Source organism: Streptomyces sp. NPDC005402 (assembly GCF_040606575.1).
Lineage (GTDB): Bacteria > Actinomycetota > Actinomycetes > Streptomycetales > Streptomycetaceae > Streptomyces.
In genome coordinates this window covers 437,154-461,419 of record NZ_JBEXFB010000005.1, presented here as the reverse complement: position 1 = coordinate 461,419, position 24,266 = coordinate 437,154, and the positions used below count along the sequence as shown (strand labels likewise).

The window sequence follows — 24,266 nt, the reverse complement described above, 5'->3', positions numbered from 1 at the left end:
GCTCACTGGTAGTGGACGAAACGCCGGCTGAGCCGGAACTGGAGGGCGGTGACCGCCATGATCAGCACGAAGAGCAGCACGCCCACCGCGGACGCCTCGCCGAAGCGCAGCTGCTCGAACGCCGACTCGTAGATGACCATCACGACGGTGCGGGTGGAGTCGCCCGGCCCGCCGTTGGTCAGGACGTACGGCTGCTCGAAGACCTGGAGCGCGTTGATGACCCCGACCACGGTCGCCACCAGCAGGGTCGGCGACAGCAGCGGCAGCGTCACGTGCAGGTGCTTGCGCAGCCCGGTCGCCCCGTCGAGGGAGGCCGCCTCGTGGATCTCCTTGGGGATGTTGTTGAGCCCGCCCACGAACAGCAGGAACGAGAAGCCGAACTGCTGCCAGACATAGACCAGGATCACCGCCGCCATCGCCGAGTTCTCGGACGTCAGCCATGGCACCGGCGCGATCCCGACCTGCCCGAGCACCCAGTTCACGACCCCGAAATCCTGGTTGAACAGGTACTTCATCACCACCGAGATCGACGCCGCCGACAGCACCAGCGGGAAGAAGAACGCGGAGCGGAACACCGAGCGCAGCCACACCGGCATCCGCCCGTTCACCGCGAGCGCCAGGGTCAGGGCGATCAGGAGCTGGAGCGCCACCGCGAGCACCATGAAGACGAGCGTGTTGCGGAAGGAGACCAGGACGGTCGAATCGCTGAACACCTCACGGTAGTTGGCGGCCCCGGCCCAGCTCGGGGAATCGATCACGTTCCAGTGGAAGAGGCTCAGCACGACCGAGCCGACGATCGGCACCACCGTGAAGATCACGATGCCGACGATGGTGGGCGCCAGGAACAGCGTGGCCAGCAGCCGGGTGCCCCGGTCACGGGCCGAGGGCCGCGCGGCTGCGGTGGCGGGGGCGGCCGTGGGCCGTGACGGTCGTACGGCGGGAATCTGGGTGTTCGTCATACGTCACGCTCCATGGCCTTCTCCAGATCGCTCTGCATCCGGCGCAGCGCGGGGCCCACCGAGCGCCGGGAGGCCAGGGCGGTCCCGGTGTGCTTGAGCAGCACCTGCTCGACCTCGGCGACCTGCGGCGGCGCGGGGATCGGCCCGGTGTCGGGGAACTTGTCGAGGGTGTCGTAGAAGACCTGCCAGTGCTTCGGCCCCATCTCCCGGTAGCGGTCCGCGGTCAGCATCGAACGGCGGGCGGGGGTCGTCTGGTTGGTCTCGAACAGCCGCATCAGGGTGTCCCTGCGGGCCGCGAACTTGATGAACTCCCACGCCTCGTCCTGCTTCTTCGAGGTGCGCAGCAGCGCGTAGCCGGCGGCCCCGAACTGCATGCGCTGGGTGCGCCAGCGGGGGAAGTACTGCACGTCGAAGCTGCCGGGCCGCATGCCGGCGAGGTGCAGACCGCCCGCCCAGAAGCCGCCGGCGGGGGTCACGCCGACCCGGCCGGTGGAGAACACCCCGATGAGGTTCTGGCCGTTGCCGCCCTCGGGGCGGGTGCACAGGTCCTCCTGGATCAGGGAGGCGAGATAGTCGTACGACTCCTCGACGCGCGCGTCCGTGGCCTGCGGGGTGGTCCACCGGAACCCGCCCCCACGGCCCCGGCGCTCGGCGCTCGGGTAGAAGTTGTCCCACAGCCACGCCCCGCCCGGCGCCTTCGACTCGGCGAGCAGATTGGTGCCGTTGGCGAACAGCCACGGGACGACCCCGCCCCACAGGCGGTTGGTCCAGAAGTACGGCGTGAACTGCGAGCCGCTGGACTTCTTCATGTCCCGCAGGAGTTCGGTGAAGTCGTCGCGGGTCCAGTCGGCCGCCGGGAAACCCGCGCCCGCCCGCTTCAGCACCTGGCTGTTCAGGTACATGTCGGCCGCGTTGAACTCGACCGGCAGTTGGTAGAGGCTGCCCTCGTACATCATCGACTCCACCAGCGAGGGGTGGACGTCGGCGAAGTACTCGCGCAGTTCGGCCGCGTCCCGCTTGACCCACTTGTCGAGGGCGACGCCGAGGCGCTGCGCGAAGAGCTGGACGCCCTCGGTGGCGACATAGACGAGGTCGGGGGCGGTGCCCGCCGCGATCTGGGTGAGGATCTTCGCGAAGAAGTCCGACCAGTCGGTGGCCTGCACCGCGTTGACGCGCAGCTTGATGTCGGGGTGGACCTTCTTGAAGCCCTCGGTGAGCGTGCGGATCGCCTCCGGGCCGTAGGCGGGGCCGAGGGTGGCGACGACGAGGGAGCCGTCGTCGCGGCCGGGGATGTCGGCTCCGGTGAGCCGGTCCCAACTGGCGGCGGTACCGGCGAGCGCGGCGGCGCCCGCGCCGTAGGCGCCGTACCGCATGAGGGTGCGGCGGGTGAGGTGCGAGTCGGTCATCCAACAGGGCCTAACTCGTGTTAGCCAGTGTCTGATGCCCCAGATGATGGAAAGCGGGCCGCGGCCCTGTCAAGGCCCGCGAACACTTGACCTTTAACGAGTTAGGTCCCAGAGTCCTGATCCCGTGAGCCGCCGTTTCCACGAGAGGAACGAGGTGTGATGGGCGAGATCTCCAGAAGAGCGCTGTTCACTGGATCGGCCGTGGGGGCCGCGGCCGCGGTACTGCCCGCGGGGCCGGTCGCAGCGGGGCCCCAGTCGGCTGCCACCTGCGCGAGTTACCGGGCCGAGTACCACTTCACGGTCCCCGACCAGTGGAAGAACGACCCTCAGCGGCCGGTGTGGATCGACGGGGAGTACCACTACTACTACCTCTACAACGCCGACTGGACGACAGGCGTCGCGGGCACCGCCTGGCGGCTGGCCACCAGCACGGACCTGGTCTCCTTCACGGACCGGGGAGTGGCCGTACCGAAGAACACGACGGTCAACGGGGACGTCTGGTCCGGCTCCGCCGTCGTCGACACCGGCAACACCGCGGGCTTCGGGGCGGGCGCGGTCGTCGTCCTCGCCACCATGTCCCCGCACGACGGGGACGCGGATCAGGCGCAGTACCTGTACTGGTCCACCGACGGCGGCCGTACGTTCACCAACCACGGCACCGATCCCGTGCTTCCGAACCCGGGGGTGCGCGACTTCCGGGATCCCAAGGTGATCCGGGACGAGGAGCGCGGCCGGTGGGTGATGGCGCTCGCCGAGAACAACAAGATCGGCTTCTACCACTCGCCCGACCTCAAAACCTGGAGGTACGTGAGCGGCTTCGTCAAGGACGGGATCGGGGTGCTGGAATGCCCCGACCTGTTCCGGCTGACGGCCTCGGACGGCACGGTGAAGTGGGTGCTGGGGGCGAGCGCCAACGGGAAGGGCGCGGGGCTGCCGAACACGTACGCGTACTGGACGGGTTCCTTCGACGGCACGGCCTTCACGGCCGACGCCCCCGAACCGCAGTGGCTCGACCACGGCTGGGACTGGTACGGCGCCGTCACCTTCGAGAAGCGGGACACGGACGGCACGCTCGACGAGCGGGCACGCTGTGCGATCGGGTGGCTGAACAACTGGGACTACGCGAACGTCACGCCGACCATCGACTGCGACGGCTTCGACGGCACCGACTCGATCGTGCGCGAGATGACGCTGAAGCGGGACTCCTCCGGGGTGTACTACCTGGCCTCACAGCCGGTGGCCGCGCTGCACGACCACGTCTCCCGCACGGTGGACCTCGGCGACCTGGAGGTCAACGGGACGCGCGTCCTTGGCTACCGGGGCACCGCCTATGAGCTCACCTGCGAGTTCGACCGGGGGCAACTCCCGGGCGCAGGCGTTCAGTTGCGCCGTTCCCCGGACGGGGGCCGGCACATCGACGCCGGCGTCTACGGCGACTACGCCTTCCTCAACCGGCGTGGCACCGTGAACCCGGATGCGACCGGCCGGTGGCAGGAGAGCCACAGCCCCTTCTCCGGGGGCAGGGTGAGGCTGCGGATTCTCGTGGACCGCACGTCGGTCGAGATGTTCGTCGACGACGGCCGGTATGTGCACTCCTCGGAGGTGTTCCCGTATCTGATCGACCAGGGCGTCGCACTGTTCTCGATCGACGGCACGGTGGTGTTCGAGAACGTGGTGATACGGGAGTTCAGGGTCTGAGGGCGTGGGCGGTGCCGCCGTCCGCGGCCAGGGCGGCGGCGATCTGCCGGTGGGCCTGTCGTCGCTCCTCGTCGGGGACGGGCGGCAGGAGTTCCTCCCACACGGAGAGGAAGGTCCCGCGGAGCTGCAGCAACCCCGCGGGCCGGGCGAGGAGCCAGAAGTGGAGGTGGGCGGCGCCGTCGCCCCAGCGGTTGACGTGGACGCGGGCGACGCCGTCGAGGCCGAGGACCGCCCGCTCGGCCCGCTGCAGGACGGGGCCGAGCTCGGCCGCCTGTTCGGCGGGGAGATCGCACAGGTCGTAGTGGCCGCGCGGTTGCAGCATCACGGCCGCCGGGAGCCGGGACTCGGTGCCGACCGCGTCGAGCCGCCAGTGGTCGTCGGCCCAGAGGGCTTCCGTCACCGGTTTGAGGCAGGTACGGCACTTCTCGGGCCCGTCCTCGCCGGAGCGGTCGGGCTCGGGCAGGACAGGTGGGTGCAGGGGCTTCACCCGGAGGTCGCCCTCGAAGGGGAAGGTCTCCCAGTCGGCCACCGAGTCGGCGGGCAGGGGCAGCCGTTCGCCTGTCGGCAGCCGCCGTACGAAGGCACCGGGCTCCTGGGGAGTTGAGGGTGTGGCCACGCTGGGCAGTCAACCATGCGTGACGTGCCCACCGGGGCACGGACCACGGACAGATGCCGGCGATCAACGGAGCACGCATGACGACGGACAAGGGCACGGCGGAGCGGGACGCGGGCATCGAGGTGAACCCGGTGGCCGGGCACATCGGGGCCGAGATCACGGGAGTCGACCTGTCGAGTGACCTCGACGACTCGGTGGTCGCCGCGATCCGCGCCGCGGTGCTGCGCTGGAAGGTGGTGTTCTTCCGCGGGCAGAAGCTCGATCACACCGGGCACGTCGCCTTCGCCCGGAGGTTCGGCGAACCGGTCGTCCTGCGCAAGCGCGGCAGCGCCTCGCCCGCGGACTTCCCCGAGGTCGAGACGACCGCCGACCGGCTGGAACTGGGCGGGAAGTTCGGCATGGAGCACGAGGAGTGGCTGCAACGCCGCCGGCACACCCTGCTGCGCGGCTGGCACTGCGACCACGGGGCGCGGATCGACCCGCCCGCCGCGACGATCCTGCGCGCCGAGACCGTCCCGCCGTACGGCGGCGACACGCAGTGGTCCAACCTCGCGGCCGCCTACGCCGGACTGTCGGCCCCGATGAGGGAGTTCGTCGACGGACTGCGCGTGGAGCACCGGCTCGGCGTCGGCTACCAGCCCCGCCCTGGCGACGACGCCTACGTCCGGCACCTCCTGGACCACCAGGTGGCCTCCCTGCACCCGCTGGTGCGGGTCCATCCCGAGACGGGGGAGCGGATCCTCTACGTCAACGGCTACTACGTCGAGCAGATCGCCGACCTCTCCCGCGCCGAGAGCCGGGCGATCCTCGACATGCTCCTCGAACAGGCGGTCCGCCCCGAATACACGGTCCGCTTCCGCTGGGAGCCGGGCAGCGTCGCCTTCTGGGACAACCGCGCCACCATCCACCTGGCCCCCGGCGACAACGCCCACCTCGGCTTCCCCCGGACCATGCACCGGGTGATGCTGGCGGGGGACGTGCCGGTGGGGGTGGACGGGGGGCCGTCGGAGGGGGTCACGGGGAGCGAGGTGGGGCGGTGGTGACCGTGGGGGCGTTGTTGACGCGGGTGGGGTGGTGAGGCGTGGGTCGGGTTGGAGAGGCGTCACGGGCGGACGGGTTCGGAGGTTCGAGGCGCCGGTGATCCGGTCCGCTCGGACGGCCGACCGCGAGGTCGGCCTGGCTGTCGGTCCGGCTGTCGGTGGGGTGGCTCGGGTTGGTTGGGGGTGCTCCGGTCCGTTCGGGTGAGTGGCGGTGCGGGACAGGCCGCCGTCACGGGGGCGCGGGTTCGGGCGGCTCGGGCTGCCCGTGATCCGGTCCGCTGGCGTTGGTGGCCGTGTTGCGCACCTCCCCCGCAGGGGGCGCGAGGTTCGGGCGGCCCGGGGGTGCCGTGATCCGTCGGTCCGGGCCACGGGGTACTTGCCGTGGTCGTACCCCTGGTCGGGGAAGCGTCACGCAGGCCGGAAGCCGCTGGTCAGGAAGACATTGAGCTGCGGGGCGAGGGCCCGGGCGGGCCGGAGAGCCGACCGTACAGCTGTCCCGCACGGCCGGTGACCCGGCGGCTCGTAGACCGACCGTGTGACGTGCCCGGCCGAAGTAGGGCTGCGTTGCGCGCCGGTCTGTCCCATCCGGGGCGCAGGGTGCTTTCGTCTGGTGGCCGGGTATGCGACGGCTCCGTATCTGTCCTGACGGGTCGGCCCACGCCCAGCCTTCCTCCTGCGTGTCGCCCGGTCCTTGAGGGCGACCCTCCGAACGCAGAAGGAGAGAGCGTGGTGGCAGGAAACGTCAACGAGAACCGCGGGATGGTGTCCGCGCAGCTTCTCAGGGGCCAGAAGGCGCTGGTGACCGGCGCCAACTCGGGCATCGGCCTGGCGACCGCCATCGCCCTGGGCCGGGCCGGAGCGGACGTCGTGGTGAACTACGTCGTCGGCGCCGAGGATGCTGAAAACGTCGTCAAGGAGATCGAGAGCTTCGGCGTCCGCGCCTACGCCCACGAGGCCGACGTGTCCGACGAGGGCCAGGTGACCGCCATGGTCGCGCGCATGGTCGAGGAGTTCGGCACGATCGACATCATGGTGGCCAACGCGGGCCTCCAACGGGACGCAGCCGTGACGGAGATGACCCTCGCCCAGTGGCAGAAGGTCATCGACGTCAACCTGACGGGCCAGTTCCTGTGCGCGCGGGAGGCCGCCAAGGAGTTCATCCGGCGCGGTGTGGTCGAGGAGGTCTCCCGTTCGGCGGGAAAGATCATCTGCATGAGCTCGGTCCACCAGATCGTCCCGTGGTCGGGGCACGTGAACTACGCCTCCTCCAAGGGCGGCGTGGGCATGCTGATGCAGACCCTGGCCCAGGAGCTGGCCCCGAAGCGGATCAGGGTCAACGCCGTGGCGCCCGGTGCCATCCGCACACCGATCAACCGCGACGCCTGGTCCACCCCCGAGGCCGAGGCCGACCTCCTGCGCCTGATTCCGTACCGCCGCGTGGGCGACCCGGACGACATCGCCAACGCCGTGGTCGCCGTGGCGTCCGATCTGCTCGACTACGTCGTCGGCACCACCCTCTACGTCGACGGCGGAATGACGCTTTTTCCCGGCTTCGCCACCGGAGGCTGATCTCGGATGCAGGATCACATCACGCCCCGCCGGGTGGTGATCCTCGGCGGAGGGTTCGCGGGGCTGTTCGCCGCCCGTGCCCTGCGGAAGTCACCGGTCGCGGTGACCGTGGTCGACCGCCGCGCCCACCATCTCTTCCAGCCGCTGCTGTACCAGTGCGCCTCCGGGATCCTGTCCGAGGGGCAGATCGCACAGCCGCTCCGGGGGGTCCTGCGGCGCCACCACAACGTGAGGTGCGTGCTCGCCGAAGCCACCGACGTGGATGTCGGCGCCCGGCTGGTGCACGCCCGGCGCCCCGAGGGCGGAGCCGTCGTGCTGCCGTACGACGATCTGATCGTCGCGGTGGGCATGCGGCAGTCCTACTTCGGGAACGACGAGTTCGCCGCGCACGCCCCCGGCATGAAGACCCTGGACGACGCGCTGGACATCCGCAGACGGATCTACCGGGCCTTCGAGATGGCCGAAACGGCGGCGAACGACCGGGAACGAAAGCGGTGGCTCACCTTCGCGCTCGTCGGCGGCGGGCCGACCGGTGTCGAACTCGCCGGACAGATCCGGGAAATCGCCGGCCACACGCTCGACCGGGAGTTCCGGAGGATCGACTCCGCCAAGGCCCGGGTGCTGCTCTTCGAGGGGTCCGACGGGGTGCTCGGTGCGTTCGGACCTCCGCTGGCCCACCGCGCGGCCCGAACCCTGCAGGGGCTCGGTGTGGAGCTCCACCTGGGCACGATGGTCACCGACATCGACGCCCACGGCCTGACGGTACGAGACCGCGACGGCAGGACGACCTGGTTCGGCGCACGCACCGTGCTGTGGACGGCGGGCGTCGAAGCACCGCCGATCGCGGCCGCGCTGGCCCGGGCAACCGGCGCCGAACAGGACCGGGCCGGACGCATCCTGGTCGAACCCGACCTCACCGTCCCCGGCCGTCCGGAGATCCGCGTCACGGGCGACGTGATGAGTCTGAACAAACTGCCGGGCCTGGCCGAGGTCGCCATGCAGTCGGGTGCGTACGCGGGCCGGAGTGTGCGCCACGCCGTCGAAGGCAGGACGAAACAGCCGAAGCCCTTCAAGTACGTGGATCTCGGCAGTGCCGCCTACATCGCCCGCGGCCAGGCCGTGGTCAAGGCCGGCCCGCTGCATCTGTCGGGCTTCACCGGCTGGCTTGCCTGGCTCTTCATTCACCTGGCCTTCCTCACCGGCTTCCGCAGCAGGCTCGGAGCGGTGCTCAGCTGGTCCGTCGCCTTCGCCACCGGTTCGCGCCGCGAACGCGCCTTCACCATGCCCGACACCGAAGTGTCGGCGGCCCGGGCAGCCAGGCCGAAGGTGCCTCCGCCTTCGTGAGAACGCCCCCGCCGACGTCCCCCCGTCAGTCCCGTCACCCCCCGCACGGCAGACCATCGAGGCGTACATGCTCAGCACCGCTGCCCTTCTGGCGAACAGCACCCCGGCCCAACTCCTGCCAGCCCGAGAGCTGATGGCCTTCACCCTGGCCTCGCACATTCTGCTGGTCCCGTTCGGCGTGGCGCTGCCGTTCATCACGTTGCTCATGCACCACCGGGCGCTCCGCCGCAACGACCCCGTCGCCCTCACACTCGCTCGGCGCTGGTCGGCGGTAATGGCGGTCCAGTTCGCCATCGGCATCATCACCGGCACCGTGCTGTCCTTCGAGTTCGGCCTGCTGTGGCCCGGCATGATGGGGCGCTGGGGAGACGTCTTCGGCCTCGGCTTCGGCGTCGAGGCGTGGGCGTTCTTCCTGGAGGCCGTCCTGATCGCCATCTACCTCTACGGCTGGCGTCGGCTCAAGCCCTGGACACACTTCTGGCTCGCCGTGCCGCTGCCACTGGCCGCACTGATGGGGGCGTTCGGCATCGTCGCGGCCAACTCCTGGATGAACACTCCGCAGGGGTTCCGCCTGGACGCCCAGGGCAAGCCGATCCACGTCAACGTGCAACAGGCGATCTTCACACCGATGTTCGGCCCTGAGTACTGGCACTTCGTGGTCGCGATGCTCCTCACCGCCGGCTACGTGGTCGCCGGTGTGTACGCGGTCGGTTGGCTGCGCGGGCGCCGTGACCGCTACCACCGGCTCGGCTTCACCGTGCCGTTCACGGTGGCCGCGATCCTCACTCCGGTCCAGTTCGTGCTCGGCGACTCCGTCGCTCGCGCCGTCTTTCACAAGCAGCCGATCAAGTTCGCCGCCACGGAGATCGTCTGGAAGACCGACACGCACGTACCGGAGTACATGTTCGGACGGCTGAACAGTGACGGGACGATCTCCGGCGGACTCAAGATCCCCCAACTGGACTCGATCCTCGCCGGCTTCAAGCCCAGCACCCAGGTGACCGGGCTGACGTCGGTGCCGGCCGCCGACCGCCCCACCGCCGTCCAGGCCACCATCGCCCACTGGGCCTTCGACATCATGGTCACCATCGGCAGTGTGCTGATCCTGCTCGCGCTCTGGTACGCCTGGTCCTGGTGGCGGCATCGGGACAACCCCGGCAGCCGCTGGTTCTACCGCTGCGCCGCACTCGCGGGAGTCGCGTGCCTGGTCACCGTCGAGTGTGGGTGGATCACCACGGAGGTCGGCCGTCAGCCCTGGATCGTCTACCACCACATGAGGGTCTCGGAGGCGGTGACCAGCACACGTGCTGGATCGTTGTGGGCGATGCTCGGTGTCGTCATGGTCGTGTACGTGGCCGTTTTCGGCGCGTTCCTCGCGGTCGTCCTGAAGATGCGCATCCGCTGGCGCATCGCTGACGAGGGCTCAGCCGCCGCGCGCGCTGAACTGCCGCCGGAGACCGACACCCCGTACGGGCCCAGAAGCGAGCCCGAGCCCACAACCTCCGGGGCCGCGCCCGGTGGCGGGTCCGGCCACACCTCCGGCGGTGAGTCGTGATGGCCGACTTCATCGCATGGGTGCTGGTGCTCGCGATCGCCGCCTACGCCTGCGCCGGAGGCACCGACTACGGTGCGGGCTTCTGGGACCTCCTGGCCGGCGGCGCGGAGCGCGGCAAGCGGCCACGCTGGCTGATCGACCACGCCATGGCACCGGTCTGGGAGGCCAACAACGTCTGGTTGATCTTCGTCCTGGTCATCATGTGGACCGGCTTCCCGACGATGTTCCAGGCCGTCTTCTCCGCGATGTGGCTGCCGCTCGCCCTGGCCGCTGTCGGCCTGGTTCTCCGCGGCGCCGGCTTCGCCCTGCGCAAGCCGACCCGCCGCCTGGCCCAACAACGGATCTACGGCGCGGTCTTCGCCATCTCGTCGCTGCTCACACCGTTCTTCCTGGGGGCGGTGCTCGGCGGCATCGCCTCCGGTCGGGTCAAGCCCGGCACGATCGCCTCCGCGGACGCCTGGGCCAATGGAACCTCCGTCCTCGTGGGACTGCTGGCCATCGCCGCCACCGCGTTCCTCGGGGCGGTCTTCCTCTGTTCCGACGCCCTGCGGTTCGGCGCCGACGACCTCGTCAACTACTTTCGAGCGCGGGCGATGACCGCCTTCGCCGCGGTCGTCGTCCTCGCACTCATCGCCCTGCCCGTCACCCACGACGACGCCCGGTACGTCTGGGACGGCCTCACCGGGGGCCTGGGGTTGCTGCTGATCATTCTGGCCGCGGCGTGTGGTCTGGCCACGGTGCTGCTTCTGTGGCGCCGGTCGTACGGTGGGTCCCGGTACACCTCGGTGGCGAGCGTCGCGCTGGTCGTCGGCGCCTGGGGCTGCGCGCAGCGGCCCTACTTGTTGCCCACCTCCCTGACGGTGACCGAGGCGGCCGGGGCCGCCCACACCCTGCGCTGGCTGGTGATCGTCACGGGCATCGCGATCGTGCTGGTCGGTCCGGCGCTGGTGCTGCTCTACCGGCTCGACACGATGGGTGAGCTGGAGGAACTGACCGACGCCGATACCCGGGCCGCCGGGGCGCCCGGCGACAACCTGTAGCTGCGCTCAGCCGGTTCACCGAGCGACGGAGTCCTCGTCAGCTCAACCGGTCGGCGATGTGGTCGCCCACCCGCAGGGCGTTGGCGATGGCGGTCAGTGACGGGTTCACCGCGCCGATGCTGGGGAAGAAGCTGGTGTCCACGACGTAGAGGTTGTCGAGGTCGTGGGCCTTGCAGTTGACGTCGAGGGCCGAACTTCGCGGGTCGTCGCCGAACCGCACGGTGCCGGCCTGGTGCGCGGTGGCGCCGATCGGCATGCCCTTGTGCAGATAGATGCTGTGATCGAGCAGGTGGTGCTCGTGCATACCCAGGTGCCCGAGCATCCCCCGCAGCTTGTGCTGGAGGCGCTTCAACCCGGCGATGTTGTTCTTCTCGTCGAGGGACAGGTGGATGGCGTCGTCCTTGTCGAGGGTGACCCGGCTCTCGGGCAGGGGGAGGTCCTCGCCGCACAGCCAGAAGTCGACGGCATGGTGCGCCAGTATTTCGAAGGGCATGTCGGGCATGACAGCGCCGGCCCAGCGTGGCGCCTCGCCATGGATCTGGTCGGCGTCGGACTTGCCGAGCATCTGGATGCCGCCGAGCGGATACTCCCAGTCGTCCGCGCCCAGGTACCAGTCGTTCAGCGCCAGGGTCTTCTGGAACCTGGTGGGGTTCGGCTCTTTCGACACCGCCATCAGCGCCAGGTTGTTGTGACGCATGTAGTGGCGTCCCACCACGTCCGAGCTGTTGGCCAGGCCGCCGGGGTGCTTGTCGTTGGCCGAACGCAGCAGCAGGACGGCGGAGTTGACCGCTCCGGCGGCGACCACCACGATGTCGGCGCTGAATTGCTCGGTCGCTCCGTTCTTGAACTCTGCGACGACGTTGGTGACGGTGCGTCCGGTCGGGTCGGTCTCCAGGCGCCGCACGTTCGCGTCGGTCACCATCGTGACGTTGTCGTACTTCAGCGCCGGGTCGACGCAGATCACCTGCGCGTCGGACTTGGCGCCCACCAGGCAGGGGAAGCCGTCGACCCGGTCGCAGCGGATGCAGACGCTGTCGTGGGTGGCCAGGCCGTTCTCGTCCTGGGCCAGGTTCACACCGATCGGCAGGTGGAAGGGGTGCAGGCCGACTTTCCCCAGATCGTCGCTGAGCTGCTGGATACGCGCCTCGTGCTCGACCGGCGGGTAGGCATACTGCGCGCTGGTCGGCCCTGCGGTGGGATCCTCACCATGCCGGCCGTGCACCAGGTAGAGGTGCTCGGCCTGGGTGTAGTACGGCTCCAGATCCTCGTAGCGGATCGGCCACGCCGGAGATATCCCATCGTGGTGGCGCAGTTCGCCGAAGTCCTCGGGCCGGAGCCGGAAGAGCGCGGCGCCGTAGAACTTGGTGTTGCCGCCGACGTAGTAGTTGACCTCCGGGGGGAACTGGTTTCCGTGCTTGTCGTACCAGAACTCCGGTGCACGGTACTTGCCCTTGACGAAGACGGCGGTGGAGTCCCAGTTGTCCCGCTCCCGTGGCAGGTAGCCGCCGCGTTCCAGGATCAGGACCCGCTTGCCGGTGGGGGCCAGCCGGTGGGCGAGCGTACCGCCGCCCGCTCCCGTACCGATGATGATGACGTCGTAGTGCTGATCGTCGGCCATGAGGGGGTCCCGTTCTAGGAGTCGTCGGCTGTCCTGGCCGTAGCGCCCGTCCAGGGGCCTCCGGGCTGTGCTGTTCCGGACGGACACTCGCGCAATCGGGACATTCAGCGCCAATTACCAAACTATCGGGTGGGACGAGGGGCGGCGACCGGACGGAGTCGAGCATGCGCGGTCACCTCGTTGCCCGGACGGCGCGCACCACTTGGTCGACGATGGTCTGCGGGTCGGTCACCGCGTCGACGGTCAGGCCGGGTTCGTCCGACCGCAGCGGTTCGAGGGTGGCGTACTGGGAGTCCACCAGCCGGGCGGGCATGAAATGGCCCGCACGGCCTGCGACCCGTCGGCCGGCTGTCCCGCGGTCGAGCGCCAGATACAGGAACCACAAGCCTGCGCCCGCACCAAGAAACAGACGCCGGTACTCGTGCTTGAGGGCCGAACACGCCACCACCCCGCCCCGGCCGGCGTCGGTTGCCGCCCGGATCCATTCGGCGATGGACAACAGCCAGGGCCGGCGGTCCTCGTCGTCGAGTGGGTGGCCCGCGGCCATCTTGGCGCGGTTCGCGGCCGGATGGAGGTCGTCCGCCTCCAGAAAAGGGACCGCGAGCCGCTGGGCGAGCAGTCGTCCTACGGTGGACTTGCCCGAACCCGAGACGCCCATGACGACCACGACCGTGGGCACCGGAATCACAGGACGGCGATCGGGTTGACCGGTGAGCCGGTGGCGTCCGGCAGCCTGAGCGGGGCGATCACGCAGAGGAAGGACCAGCGTCCTTCCGCCTCGCAGACCGGTGCCAGGTCCTCGAACTGCAGGTAGTCCAGCAGGTGAAGGCCCATGGCATGCACCGCCAGGACATGCACGGGGAACTCGATGCCCTCGGTGGAACTCGGGGCGGTGTCGTTGTTCCCGTCGCCCCCGAGAACGGCGACCCGCCGGTCGGCCAGAAACTCCAGCGCGGACGGGTGGAGCCCTGCGCGCTCACGTGCCGCGTGCCACGGGCCGAGTTCGGCGCGGCGTCGGCGGTGGCCCACCCTGACGAAGAGGAGGTCGCCCTCTCCCACGCGGAGGCGTTGGGCTGTCTCGGCCGCGGCGAGGTCGTCGGCGGTCACGTGGTCACCCGGTTCGAGCCAGGGCACGCCGCGCAGCCGCGGGATGTCCAGCAACACGCCGCGTCCGGCGATCCCGTCGCGTGCCGCCTCGATGGTGAGCGTCGTGGCCCCGTCCGCCGTGACACTGCTCGCGGACACGCCACCGTGCAGCGTGCCGTCGTAGATCACATGGCACAGGGCGTCGATATGGCTGTCGGCGTCACCGTGCACGTTCATCGCGAACCTGTCCCGCGCGAAGTGGAGCCCGCCGGCGGCGTCTTCGCCCGGCTGCCCGCTCATCCGGTGCCTCGCGGGCTCCGGATTGTCCGGGCCGGGCAGCGTCTCCACCGGCGCGGCGAGCGTCACCGTGCGGCCGGTCCGTACCTCCTGGGTGGCGGCCACGACTCGGGCAGGAGTGAGTGCGTCCAGAGCTCCCCGGTCTCCCGAGGCCCAGGCGGCGCGCGAGAGCAGGCGCCGGTACAGCACGCCGAACTCGTCCTCGCTAAGCCGCGGCGGTCCTGCCGGACGGGCACGGGTGACCATGGGTCAGCGTCCCTGCTCGGCGTCGAGCGCCTCGTCGAGGGTGGTGGCCGCCATGATGAGTGACAGATGGGTGAACGCCTGGGGGAAGTTGCCCAGTTGCTCCCCGCTCGGACCGATCTCCTCGGCGAAGAGCCCGACGTGGTTGGCGTACGTCTGCATCTTCTCGAAGGTGTAGCGGGCCTGGGACAGCCGTCCCGCCAGGGCCAGGGCGTCGACGTAGAGGAAGGTGCACAGACTGAAGGTGCCCTCCGAGCCGCGCAGCCCGTCCGGCGATGCCGCCGGGTCGTAGCGGTAGACGAGGCTGTCGGACACGAGCTTGCGGTCCATCGCGTCGAGCGTGGAGAGCCAGGCCGGGTCCTTGGGGGCGATGAACTGGACCCTTGGCATGAGCAGCAGCGAAGCGTCCAGGACGTCGCCGCCGTAGTGCTGGACGAAGGCGCCCTCCTGCTCGCTCCAGCCGCGTTCCATGACCTGCTCCAGGATGGCGTCCCTGGCGCTGCGCCACTTCTCCACGTCGGCGGGCCTGCGGAAGTGCTCGGCCAGGCTCAGCCCGTGGTCGAAGGCGGCCCAGGACATCACCCGGCTGTAGGTGAAGTCCTGGCGGCCGCCGCGGGTCTCCCAGATGCCCTCGTCCGGCCGGTCCCAGGCTTCGGCGAACCAGTCCAGTGTCCTGGTCAGAGTCTTCCATCCCCGGTAGGTGGCCTGCTGCGCGATCGCGCGGCCCTGAGACAACGCGTAGAGGGCCTCACCGTAGATGTCCAGCTGGAGCTGGTCGGCGGCTCCGTTGCCGATGCGGACAGGGGAGGAGCCGCGGTAGCCCTCGAAGTGTTCGAGTGTCTCCTCGGGCAGGTCGGGGTTGCCGTCGACCCGGTACATCGTCTGCAGCGGCTCTTCTTCCTTCCCTTCGCGCTCCTGCAGCCTCTCGACCAGCCAGTGGAGGAATGCGGTGGCCTCCTCGGCGAATCCGAGGTCCAGCATGGCGCGCACGGACAGCGCGCTGTCGCGCACCCAGGTGAACCGGTAGTCCCAGTTGCGCTCTCCGCCGACCTGCTCGGGCAGACCCATGGTGGCCGCCGCGATGAGGGCGCCGGTGGGTGCGTAGGTGAGGAGCTTGAGGGTGATGACGGAGCGGTGCACCAGCTCGGGCCAGCGGCCCCGGTAGCGGGACTGGCGCAACCATGCCTGCCAGAAGAGGCTGGTGTCGTCGAGCTGTGCGGTGAGCCCGTCGACGGTGAGGGGCGCGGGTGCCTCGCCTCCGGACGCGCAGACGGTGAACACGGCGCCGCCTGACTCGCCGGCCTTCAGCGTCACCCTGCCACGTACGTCCTCGCCGTCCCGCTCCAGCGGGAAGGTGGCCTGCAGGTGCGCGTCCATCCCCGGGGACCGGAACAGGCCGGTGTTCTCGTCGAGTTCCAGCTGGTGCTCGGCGCGGCCGTAGTCGAAGCGCGGCCGGCATTCGAGCGCGAAGTCGACGGTGCCCCGCACGGCACGTACGAGGCGTATCAGGGTGTGACGGTCGGTGGCGGTGCGAGTCCGGTCGGGAGGCATGAAGTCGACCACCTCACCCACCCCGTCCGGTGACATGAAGCGGGTCACCAATATGGCCGTGTCGGGATAGTAGAGCTGTTTGCAGGCCGCGTCGGGGTGCTCGGGGGCCAGCCGCAGGTAACCGCCGCCGTCGTGGTCGAGCAGGGCGGCGAAGATGCTGGGCGAGTCGAACCGGGGAGCGGCGAACCAGTCCACGACACCCTGCGACGAGACGAGCGCGGCGGTCTGCAGGTCGCCCACCAGGCCGTGTTCGGCGATGGGAGGGTAGCGGTCCATGACAGCTCCGAAATCTCGGGTAGACCCCTACGTCCACTATCGGCCACTCGGGTGGTCCCTGCGCGTCGGAACGGTCCACGGCGCTCGCCCACTGCAACCGGTGACGACACCCACTGACTGGCACCAGCCACTCCGACGGCGCAACGGTGTCGCAGGTCGGCCTGAGCAACGGGTCCTGGCCGGGCGGCGGATGCCCGGTGGCGCTTGAGGTGCACGGGGCGCCCGGCTTGCCGACCCCTGCCCGTCGGGCGTTACTGGCTGGAGTCGGTCGATCGTAGGCAGAAAGCCCGGTTCTCGTGCGCCGCGGCGTCTCGGCGGGTCCGTCGGCCGAGCGATGGAGGTCGTGAAGTATGGAGATGATCCACGTCCGGCTGGTGAGCCCCCCTGATCTCACCCCCCGGGCGGTCGGGCTGCTGACCGACGACCGCTTTGTCTTCAACCTGGTCGTCCTACCCGAACTGGCACGCAACCCCGACGGCGACGCGATCGTGTGCGACATCCTGGCGGGGGCGGCGAACGGCGTGCTGCGCGGTCTGCGCGAGCTGGAACTCGAACGTCGCGGATCCATCGTCATCGAGCAGGTCGAGATGGCCTTCTCCGGCGCCGCAGCCGCGGCGGAGCAGCAGCAACTCGGGGCGCTCGCGCACGCGCCGGTCTGGGAAGAGGTCGAAGCGCGCATTCGCACCGAGGGCACCTACCGGCCGAGCTTCTACATCTACCTGGTCATCGCAGGCGTCATCGGGGCGGTGGGCATCATCACCAACTCCCAGATTCTGATCGTCGCCGCGATGGTCGTAGGACCGGAGTACGGTGCCATCACCAGCGTCGCGCTGGGCATCGACCGCGGCAACGGCACCAGGGTCCGGCAGGGCTTGTTCGCCCTGACCGTGGGATTCCTGCTGGCCGTCCTGGTGACCTTGCTGTTCTCGTGGGCGATCCGGGGTCTCGACCTCCAACCCAAGGCGTTCGAGCAGGGCTTCAGGCCGGTCTCCACGCTGATCGACGCCCCCAACGTCTTCTCCGTCGTCGTCGCGGTGCTGGCCGGCATCGTCGGGATCATGTCGCTGACCCAGGCCAGAACGAGCGCGCTGCTCGGCGTCTTCATCTCGGTGACCACCATCCCGGCCGCCGCCGACATCGGAGTCTCCTGCGCGTTCTCCAGCTGGAGCGAGGCGCGCGGATCCCTGGTCCAACTTCTGCTCAACATCGTGCTGCTGATCCTGGTGGGCGTACTGATGATCAAATTCCAACGCGCTGCCTGGCGGCGCATCGGCCTTCGCAGCAGGCGTCCGGGCAGCGGGTGACGCCGCCGTCCCCGTACGGGAGACGCCACGGGAGCCCGTGCGTCGACCGCCGCCCGCCACATCCGGTGGCCCCGGCGGGCGAACCTGCCCGGGGATCGCGCGGACAGAACGTGTTGCGCTTGACCGGTCCACGAGGGGCCGCACGCTCCCGACGGGAGGGACGGTGGCGCAGGCCACCACCACATCGGCGTCCGAGGACGCCGGCCGGGCGGACCGAGGAGGCCACGCGTGCAGGAGAGCCGAACCGGAAGGCAACTGACCCTCCGTCACGGCACACACCGTGCCGTCATCGTCGAACTGGGAGCGGCCCTGCGGTCGTACGCGGTCGGTGAACGCACCGTGGTCGACGGATTCGCCGAACAGGACCCGATCACGGGTGGGCGCGGCCAGATCCTGGTGCCGTGGCCCAACCGGATCCGCGACGGCCGATACTCCTGGGACGGGCAGGATCTGCAGCTGCCGCTCGATGAGCCGGCCGGCGGTAACGCCATCCACGGGCTCCTCCGGTGGGTGGCGTGGCGGGTCGTGGAGGCGAGCGACAGCCGCGCCGTCCTGGAGGTTCCGCTGTGGCCGCAGCCGGGCTACCCGTTCCACCTCCGCGTCCGCGCCGAGTACGCGCTGGGCGAGAGCGGGCTCGAAGTCGCCGTCACCGCACGTAACCTCGACTCGAGCGCCGCGCCCTACGGCTTCGGCCAGCATCCCTACGTCACCGCGGGCACCGCCGCCGTCGACCAGGCGGTGCTGACCGTGCCCGCACGCACATGGCTGCGTACTGATCAGCGCGGCCTGCCGGTGGCCGTCGAGCCGGTCGCCGGGACCGAGTACGACCTGCGTACGCCACGAGCTGTCGGCGCGCTCCGGCTGGACACTCCGTTCGGCGACCTCGACCGGGACGCGGACGGCCGTGCCGTGGTGCGCCTGGCCCATCCGTCGGGTGCGTTCGGTACGGACGTGTGGCTCGGCGAAGGCGCCGACTACGTGCAGCTCTACACCGGCGACACCCTCCCGCCGGAGGAGCGCCGTCGTGCGGTCGCCGTCGAGCCCATGACCTGCCCGCCTGACGCATTCCGCAGCGGCACCGGGCTGGTCACCCTCGACCCCGGCGAGCAGCACACCGTTCGCTGGGGGATCACACCGTGGGAAGAATGACAGCGCCCTCACGGTCCCCGACCTGAACTTCATCGGGCCGAGGTCCATCACGCAACGCGGACCTCCTGGGGACTCGCCGCAGCCGCTGCCGTGATCGTGCAGGCCGGGATCACCACCGCCGCCTCGCCCTCCCACCACCACGCATCGAAAGGGCCACTTGTGACGACGAACCAGGTGCTCATCGGTGTGGGCCTGATCCTGGTCCTGGCCGTCGGATCGCAGATTCTGGCCGACCGCCTGAGCATCCCCGCCCTCATCGTCCTGCTGCCGGTCGGCTTCACCGCCGGCGCGCTGATCGACGACATCGACCCCGAGCAACTGCTGGGAGCGGCGTTCTCACCGCTGGTGTCGCTGGCCGTCGCCGTGATCCTCTACGACGCCGGCCTCGGGCTGGACCTGGCGAGGCTGAAGGGCCACACCCGCAGCGTCGTCGTCCGGCTGCTCTGGTTCGGCGTCCTGATCACCGGGCTGCTCGGCACGCTCCTCGCCGCGCCGCTGCTGGACATCTCCAGGCGGGCGGCCCTCATGCTCGGCGCGATCCTCGTGGTCTCGGGGCCGACGGTCGTCGGACCGCTGCTCAGCTTCGTACGACCGAAGGACCGGCTCCAACGCATCCTGATCTGGGAGGGTTCCCTCATCGATCCGGTCGGCGGTGTCCTGGGCGCACTGGTCTATCACGCGGTCGTGGCGAGCTCCCGCCACCACCTCGGCAGTGGCATGGAGCGCTTCACCGCCAGCATGGGCATCGGAGTGGCCGGAGGAGCGGCCGGGGCGGCTCTGCTGTGGGTGCTGTTCCGGGTGCTGCGGCTCGGCGAGGTCCTCGGCACCACGGCGCAGCTTGCCGCGGTGATCGGTGTGGCGGCGTTCTGCGACGTCCTGCGCGAAGACACGGGGCTCATCGCCGCCGTGGTGATGGGCCTGGCCGTGGCCAACCTCCCCAGCATGGACGTACCCGCGCGTCGGCCCTTCTTCGAGACCCTGGTCAGTCTGATCCTCGGCCTGCTCTTCATCTCGATCTCGGCCACCGTCACCCCGCACTCGCTGCGCCATGTGTGGCTCCCCGCGCTTGGGCTCGCCGCCTTTCTGGTACTGGTCGTCAGGCCGCTGGTCGCGCTGGTGTCCACCGTCGGCACCGACCTGACAGGCGGTGAGCGGCGCTTCATCGGCTGGATGGCGCCGCGCGGCATCGTCGCGGCCGCCACGGCTTCGACGTTCTCGGCCGGCCTGGTGGCGCAAGGGATCGGTGGTGCGTCGAAGATCCTTCCGGCCACGTTCGTGGTCATCGTCGCGACAGTGACGCTCTACGGCCTGACCGCCTCGCCCGTCGCCCGGCGCCTGGGCGTCGTGCGCCTGTCCCGCTCGCGGCCCCTGCTCGTCGGCGGTGACCCCTGGGTGGTCGACCTGGGCGTGGCCCTGAAGTCGGCTGGGCTGGAGGTGCTGATGTGGGCGGGGGAAGAGGAACAGCGCGAACGTATCCGGCAGGCGGGAGTCGAACTTGCTCCCGGTGAGCTGCTGGGCGCCGCCACGGGTGAGGCCGCCGAGCTGGAGGGCATCACGGCGGTGTACTTCCTCACGGCCGAAGACGACTTCAACGCACTGGCGGCGGTGCTTCTGCGAGGCAGCGTGGAGGGTACGGTCCACCGCCTCAACGAACCGGCCGACAGCCACGGCGCGGTGGCGCCGTTCATCGGCGGCGAGGTTCTGTTCGGCCCGGATCTGACCTGGCCGACGTTCGCTCACCGGTACGAGGAGGGGGCGGCTGTTCTCGGGCAGCCCGCCGGAGAGCCCCTACCGCCCGGCAGCGATCTGCTGTTCCTCGTACGCCGCGACGGCCGCCTCGATCCGGTCACGGGAGGCAGTACACCACTGCCGCGGCCGGGGGACACGGTCGTCCTGCTGGCCCCGAGCCGACGGGGGACCGAGAGTCCGCCGGGGTAGGCAGGCCGTCGGCTGCCGCCGCCCGAAGCGTGTCGTTCCCAGCGGGGCCTGCGGGCCGTACCGGGGACCGTGGCTCAAACGGCCCGACTCACTGGTGGGAAGTTCGTCTGCCGCCCCCGCACACGTCACCCGCATGGACAGTCCCAGTGGCACGTCGACGTCCACCGGTGCTTGCTGGTCTCAGCCGCCCGCCGGGCGTCCGGGCGAGACCGCATCGCCCCGCCCGTCCGATCGGTGACGCGCCGGGCGGCCCCCGCGCCCTCCGGGCTTGCCCACCGACACCGCCACCGGACCGGGAAGAGACCGTCACCGGACGGGGACACACAGGCCGGGAGAGGAAGCGAAGACGCCCATGGAGAGGAAGCTTCAGGCGCTGCGCACTCCACGAGCCGCAGGACTGGTGGGGATCCTTTTCGCCCTGCTCCTCGGCACGGCCATCGTCCTGGTCCGCGTAGCGGTGCCGGACGCGCCCGGCAATGTGGGCAACGCCTGGATCACCGATCCCTCGCGTCGGCGTACCGTACAGACGGCGCTCAACCTCGTTCCCTTCGCCGGCATCTTCTTCCTGTGGTTCATGGGCGCGGTGCGCGCGCGCATCGGGGAGGCCGAGGACCAGTTCTTCGCCATGGTCTTCCTGGGCAGCGGTCTGCTGTTCGTGGCGACTCTTTTCGGCGCCGCAGCGGCGGCCGGCGGCCTACTGGTCACGGCCGATGTGTCCGGGGCCGGCCCCGAACTGCAAGGGTGGTCATTCGGCCGTCACGTGACCTACACCCTTCTGACGACCTACGCGATGCGGATGGCCGCGGTCTTCACCTTCTCGACCTCCACCATCGGGCAACGGCTCGGAGTCCTCCCGCGCTGGCTTTCCGTTGTCGGCTATCTCGTCGCCCTGACTCTGCTGCTCCTGTCGGGCACTGTCGCCTGGTCCGAGCTGGTCTTCCCCATGTGGGCACTTGTCGTCAGCCTGCACATCCTCATGGCCAGTCTCCGGGGAAGGCCCGGACCTGTCGTTGCGTCATGATTTCTCTCCCCCGGTCCCATACGCAGAGGCTTCATGCGCAACACCCGGTCTCTCTCGTCACGGCCGCGGTGACGCTGGACGACGTGCTCGACCGACTCGCGGCCTGAACGCAGGAATCCCCGGTCCCTGTGGCAGCAGCTCTGTGGTCACGAACGACACCACGGCGGCCAGCACGATCACGGGCACCGTTTCCGAGTTGCCCACGACGAGGACGACCAGCACCACCGTACTGACGGGCAGCCGCAGCGCGGCGGCGCACGCGGCCGCCATACCCGCCGCCATACCCGCCGCCATGGCCGCTACGACGCCGAGTCCCGGCAGGGGTGACAGCAGGACGCCCACCGCTCCGCCCAGGAACAAGGAGGGGAAGGTCGGACCGCCGCGAAGGCTTCCCAGACAGAGCGCGTACGCGACGCCCTTGAACGCCAGGACCGCCAACAAACTGCCGACCGACCACGCATGGGGGTGTCCGGCGAGTTGCGCCAGGGCGGCCTGGCCGGAAAGGGAGACCTCGGCCGGCGAACGGCCGGTGATGACTGCGTAGAGAGCCGCGCAGCCCGCCGCGCCGAGTGCGCAGACCACTGTGTTGCGCAACGGATGCGCGATGACGAAGCGCGCGGCGATCCGCCCGCCCACCATGATCCAGTGGACGGCCGCCCCGATGATGAGCGCCATCAGCGCCGACCACACCACGTCCCCGGTGTCGAGGAGAGGCGGAGCCGGCAGCCCGATGCTGAGGCTCCCGGTCTTCAGCCCCGTCCAGTGGCCGAAGCCGGTGAACACGATGGCGCCGATTCCGCTGGACAGCAGGGCGGGCAGCATGACGGCGAACAGTTGCGGTCCGCCGACCCCCGCCACCTCCATGAGCATCACGGCCGCCACCAGCGGACTGCCGAAGATCGCGGCGATGGCTGCCGCTGCACCGGCTGCACCGAGCAGCGCGGTGCTCGCCTCGGTCGCCGGAGCGCGTACGAGATCCCGGCAAGCCAGCGCCAGACCGCCGCCGAGGGCGATCAGCGGTGCCTCCGGCCCGAGAACGGCGCCCAGCGGCAGGCTGGCCAACGCGGCGAGGACCACACCGGGAACCGTGGCTTTCGACGCCTCTCCGGAGTGCAGGCCCGCCGCCGGAACGTGTCCTCCTCGGCCCGGAAACCGCAGGACGACCAGGGCGACGACCGCGCCTGACACCAGAGCCAGGGGAACGGGCCACCACCACGGTGGATCCGTCCACCCGAGATCGTGCGGCCAGTCCGCCCAGATCAGGTTCTCCAGCTCATGGAGCAGGACGAGGAACCAGAACGCGACCAACGACACCGGGATCCCGATCAAGGCGCAGAACACCAACACCCGCCGGTACTCCGGTCGGCGCAGCATGTTCCTCAACTGGTCGGCTTCTTGGGGCTGGTTTCCCGGAGCGGTCCCAGACTCACCGGACTTCTGCTCAGTGATGGCGCTTCTCCTGAGTCTGCTGGAGACGATTGGGCCAGTAGCAGCGCGAGGTTACCCAGCAGATCGCTCCATATCGCTACTAGGCCCGCGAAAATGGTTCAAAGCCCCACCGGATGGACCGCAGCGCAGAGAAACGAACGGCGCAGTCCGTCAGTTGAGCGTCCACTGGTGGGCCGTCGCAGCCGGGAAGCCCGGTGCGCCTGTCCGCAGCCGCGCTCGGTGTCACGGGCGGACAGCGAGCCGGTGCCGTGCCGTGCCGTATGTGGCCACTTCGGGGAGGGCGCGCGGGCGCCGTACCTTCCTGCATCCGAGAAGGCGCGCGGCGATCATTACGTGCACCGGCGGCAACTCGGTCCGCAGCAGCGGAACTGACGGTCGGACGACGTCCCGGACCACCGGCCGTAGCCGACCCTCCACCGCCTCAGCAGCCCCTCGGCTCGCCCTCTACGACCCGTTGTCACCCCGGAACGCACCCGGCTGGCGGGCAAGCCGGTGCCGGAGCATGGCCGCCAGGAGCGCCACGAGGACCAGAAGGTCGACGCCGATCAGGGTGACGAGCATGTCCTCCCTCCCTCTCACCGAGGGCGGCCCGCTTCGGCACTCCGCCTAGTCTTCCGGTCGCACGACGCACAGGGCCCAGATGACGAAGGCGTACAGCGCGATCAGGGTGAGCGACCAGACGGGGTAGTACGGGATGGACAGGAAGTTGGCGATGAGTAGGAGTCCCGCGATGCCGACTCCGACGACCCGGGCCCAGGTGGCGCGCGAGAAGAGGCCGACGCTCACGCTCATGGCGATCACTCCGAGGACCAGCTGGATCCAGCCCCAGCTGGTCAGGTCGAACTTGAAGACGTAGTTCGGGGTGTGCACGAAGACGTCGTCGTCGGCGATCGCCATGATGCCCCGGAACAGGTCGAGGACACCGGCGATGAACAGCATGACGCCGGCAAACGTCACCAGTCCGCCTGCACCTGCCGCGGCCGTCTCTGAGCGGTGGTGGGTCGTGGTCGTGACCATGATGAGATTTCACCCTTCCTGGGCGATATGCAACACCTAGTGCTGTATCTCCGAGTGTGCGCGTCGTGGGTGAAGTAGGCGAGGCGGATC

19 protein-coding genes are annotated in these 24,266 nt (G+C 69.8%); 10 read left to right on the top strand and 9 right to left on the bottom strand.

The window, feature by feature from the left end:
- Positions 1-2: 2 nt before the first annotated feature.
- Complete coding sequence (locus ABZT02_RS12770; protein WP_356017027.1) at positions 3-959, bottom strand: sugar ABC transporter permease; 957 nt, start codon at positions 957-959, stop codon at positions 3-5.
- Entirely contained in the window at positions 956-2,365 is a 1,410-nt protein-coding gene (locus tag ABZT02_RS12765) for an extracellular solute-binding protein (protein ID WP_356017025.1), read from the bottom strand. The genes ABZT02_RS12770 and ABZT02_RS12765 overlap by 4 nt, the downstream gene beginning before the upstream one ends.
- 159 nt (positions 2,366-2,524) lie before the next feature.
- Between ABZT02_RS12765 and ABZT02_RS12760 the strand changes: the two genes are divergently transcribed.
- On the top strand, positions 2,525-4,063 hold the full coding sequence (locus tag ABZT02_RS12760) for a glycoside hydrolase family 32 protein (protein WP_356017023.1): 1,539 nt from the start codon (positions 2,525-2,527) through the stop codon (positions 4,061-4,063).
- On the opposite strand, the gene ABZT02_RS12755 is transcribed toward ABZT02_RS12760, so the two are convergent.
- Positions 4,053-4,679 (bottom strand): hypothetical protein, encoded by a 627-nt coding sequence (locus ABZT02_RS12755; protein ID WP_356017021.1) that lies wholly within the window; start codon positions 4,677-4,679, stop codon positions 4,053-4,055. The two genes, ABZT02_RS12760 and ABZT02_RS12755, sit on opposite strands and share 11 nt — an antisense overlap.
- Positions 4,680-4,756: 77 nt before the next feature.
- On the opposite strand from ABZT02_RS12755, the gene ABZT02_RS12750 reads away from it, so the two are divergent.
- The 5 genes from ABZT02_RS12750 to ABZT02_RS12730 all read left to right on the top strand — a co-directional run bounded on the left by ABZT02_RS12750 (position 4,757) and on the right by ABZT02_RS12730 (position 11,227).
- Positions 4,757-5,722, top strand: a complete 966-nt coding sequence (locus tag ABZT02_RS12750) for a TauD/TfdA family dioxygenase (protein WP_356017019.1) — start codon at positions 4,757-4,759, stop codon at positions 5,720-5,722.
- Between the two features lie 756 nt (positions 5,723-6,478).
- Complete coding sequence (locus tag ABZT02_RS12745; RefSeq protein WP_356017145.1) at positions 6,479-7,288, top strand: SDR family oxidoreductase; 810 nt, start codon at positions 6,479-6,481, stop codon at positions 7,286-7,288.
- 6 nt (positions 7,289-7,294) lie between these two features.
- A complete protein-coding gene (locus ABZT02_RS12740) occupies positions 7,295-8,632 on the top strand; it encodes an NAD(P)/FAD-dependent oxidoreductase (RefSeq protein ID WP_356017017.1) in 1,338 nt (445 codons plus the stop codon).
- A 67-nt stretch (positions 8,633-8,699) separates the two neighbouring features.
- Complete coding sequence (locus ABZT02_RS12735; protein ID WP_356017015.1) at positions 8,700-10,187, top strand: cytochrome ubiquinol oxidase subunit I; 1,488 nt, start codon at positions 8,700-8,702, stop codon at positions 10,185-10,187.
- Positions 10,187-11,227, top strand: coding sequence for a cytochrome d ubiquinol oxidase subunit II (locus ABZT02_RS12730; protein WP_356017013.1), 1,041 nt, complete (start codon positions 10,187-10,189; stop codon positions 11,225-11,227). The genes ABZT02_RS12735 and ABZT02_RS12730 overlap by 1 nt, the downstream gene beginning before the upstream one ends.
- Before the next feature lie 37 nt (positions 11,228-11,264).
- Here ABZT02_RS12730 and ABZT02_RS12725 read toward each other — a convergent pair whose 3' ends face one another.
- The 4 genes from ABZT02_RS12725 to ABZT02_RS12710 all read right to left on the bottom strand — a co-directional run bounded on the left by ABZT02_RS12725 (position 11,265) and on the right by ABZT02_RS12710 (position 16,298).
- Positions 11,265-12,845, bottom strand: a complete 1,581-nt coding sequence (locus ABZT02_RS12725) for a GMC family oxidoreductase (RefSeq protein ID WP_356017011.1) — start codon at positions 12,843-12,845, stop codon at positions 11,265-11,267.
- Positions 12,846-13,017: 172 nt separating this feature from the next.
- A complete protein-coding gene (locus ABZT02_RS12720; protein ID WP_356017009.1) occupies positions 13,018-13,533 on the bottom strand; it encodes a gluconokinase in 516 nt (171 codons plus the stop codon).
- Positions 13,530-14,474 carry a cyclase family protein gene (locus ABZT02_RS12715; RefSeq protein WP_356017007.1) on the bottom strand — a complete coding sequence of 315 codons (945 nt, stop codon included), beginning with the start codon at positions 14,472-14,474 and terminating at the stop codon, positions 13,530-13,532. Before ABZT02_RS12715 ends, ABZT02_RS12720 begins: the two co-directional genes overlap by 4 nt.
- A 3-nt stretch (positions 14,475-14,477) precedes the next feature.
- Positions 14,478-16,298: a glycoside hydrolase family 15 protein gene (locus ABZT02_RS12710; protein WP_356017005.1), complete on the bottom strand. Its 1,821-nt coding sequence runs from the start codon at positions 16,296-16,298 to the stop codon at positions 14,478-14,480.
- A 350-nt stretch (positions 16,299-16,648) separates the two neighbouring features.
- Between ABZT02_RS12710 and ABZT02_RS12705 the strand changes: the two genes are divergently transcribed.
- The 4 genes from ABZT02_RS12705 to ABZT02_RS12690 all read left to right on the top strand — a co-directional run bounded on the left by ABZT02_RS12705 (position 16,649) and on the right by ABZT02_RS12690 (position 21,710).
- Positions 16,649-17,602 (top strand): DUF389 domain-containing protein, encoded by a 954-nt coding sequence (locus tag ABZT02_RS12705; RefSeq protein WP_356017003.1) that lies wholly within the window; start codon positions 16,649-16,651, stop codon positions 17,600-17,602.
- 228 nt (positions 17,603-17,830) lie between these two features.
- Positions 17,831-18,751 carry an aldose 1-epimerase family protein gene (locus tag ABZT02_RS12700; RefSeq protein ID WP_356017001.1) on the top strand — a complete coding sequence of 307 codons (921 nt, stop codon included), beginning with the start codon at positions 17,831-17,833 and terminating at the stop codon, positions 18,749-18,751.
- A 159-nt stretch (positions 18,752-18,910) separates the two neighbouring features.
- Positions 18,911-20,689 (top strand): cation:proton antiporter, encoded by a 1,779-nt coding sequence (locus ABZT02_RS12695; protein WP_356016999.1) that lies wholly within the window; start codon positions 18,911-18,913, stop codon positions 20,687-20,689.
- Between the two features lie 352 nt (positions 20,690-21,041).
- A complete protein-coding gene (locus tag ABZT02_RS12690; protein WP_356016997.1) occupies positions 21,042-21,710 on the top strand; it encodes a hypothetical protein in 669 nt (222 codons plus the stop codon).
- 57 nt (positions 21,711-21,767) lie between these two features.
- On the opposite strand, the gene ABZT02_RS12685 is transcribed toward ABZT02_RS12690, so the two are convergent.
- Together ABZT02_RS12685 and ABZT02_RS12680 are read right to left on the bottom strand one after the other, a co-directional pair.
- The gene (locus tag ABZT02_RS12685; RefSeq protein ID WP_356017143.1) at positions 21,768-23,084 is read right to left on the bottom strand and encodes a chloride channel protein; all 1,317 of its coding nucleotides are present in this window, start codon (positions 23,082-23,084) and stop codon (positions 21,768-21,770) included.
- 681 nt (positions 23,085-23,765) lie between these two features.
- Entirely contained in the window at positions 23,766-24,176 is a 411-nt protein-coding gene (locus ABZT02_RS12680) for a hypothetical protein (RefSeq protein WP_356016995.1), read from the bottom strand.
- Between the last annotated feature and the right edge of the window lie 90 nt (positions 24,177-24,266).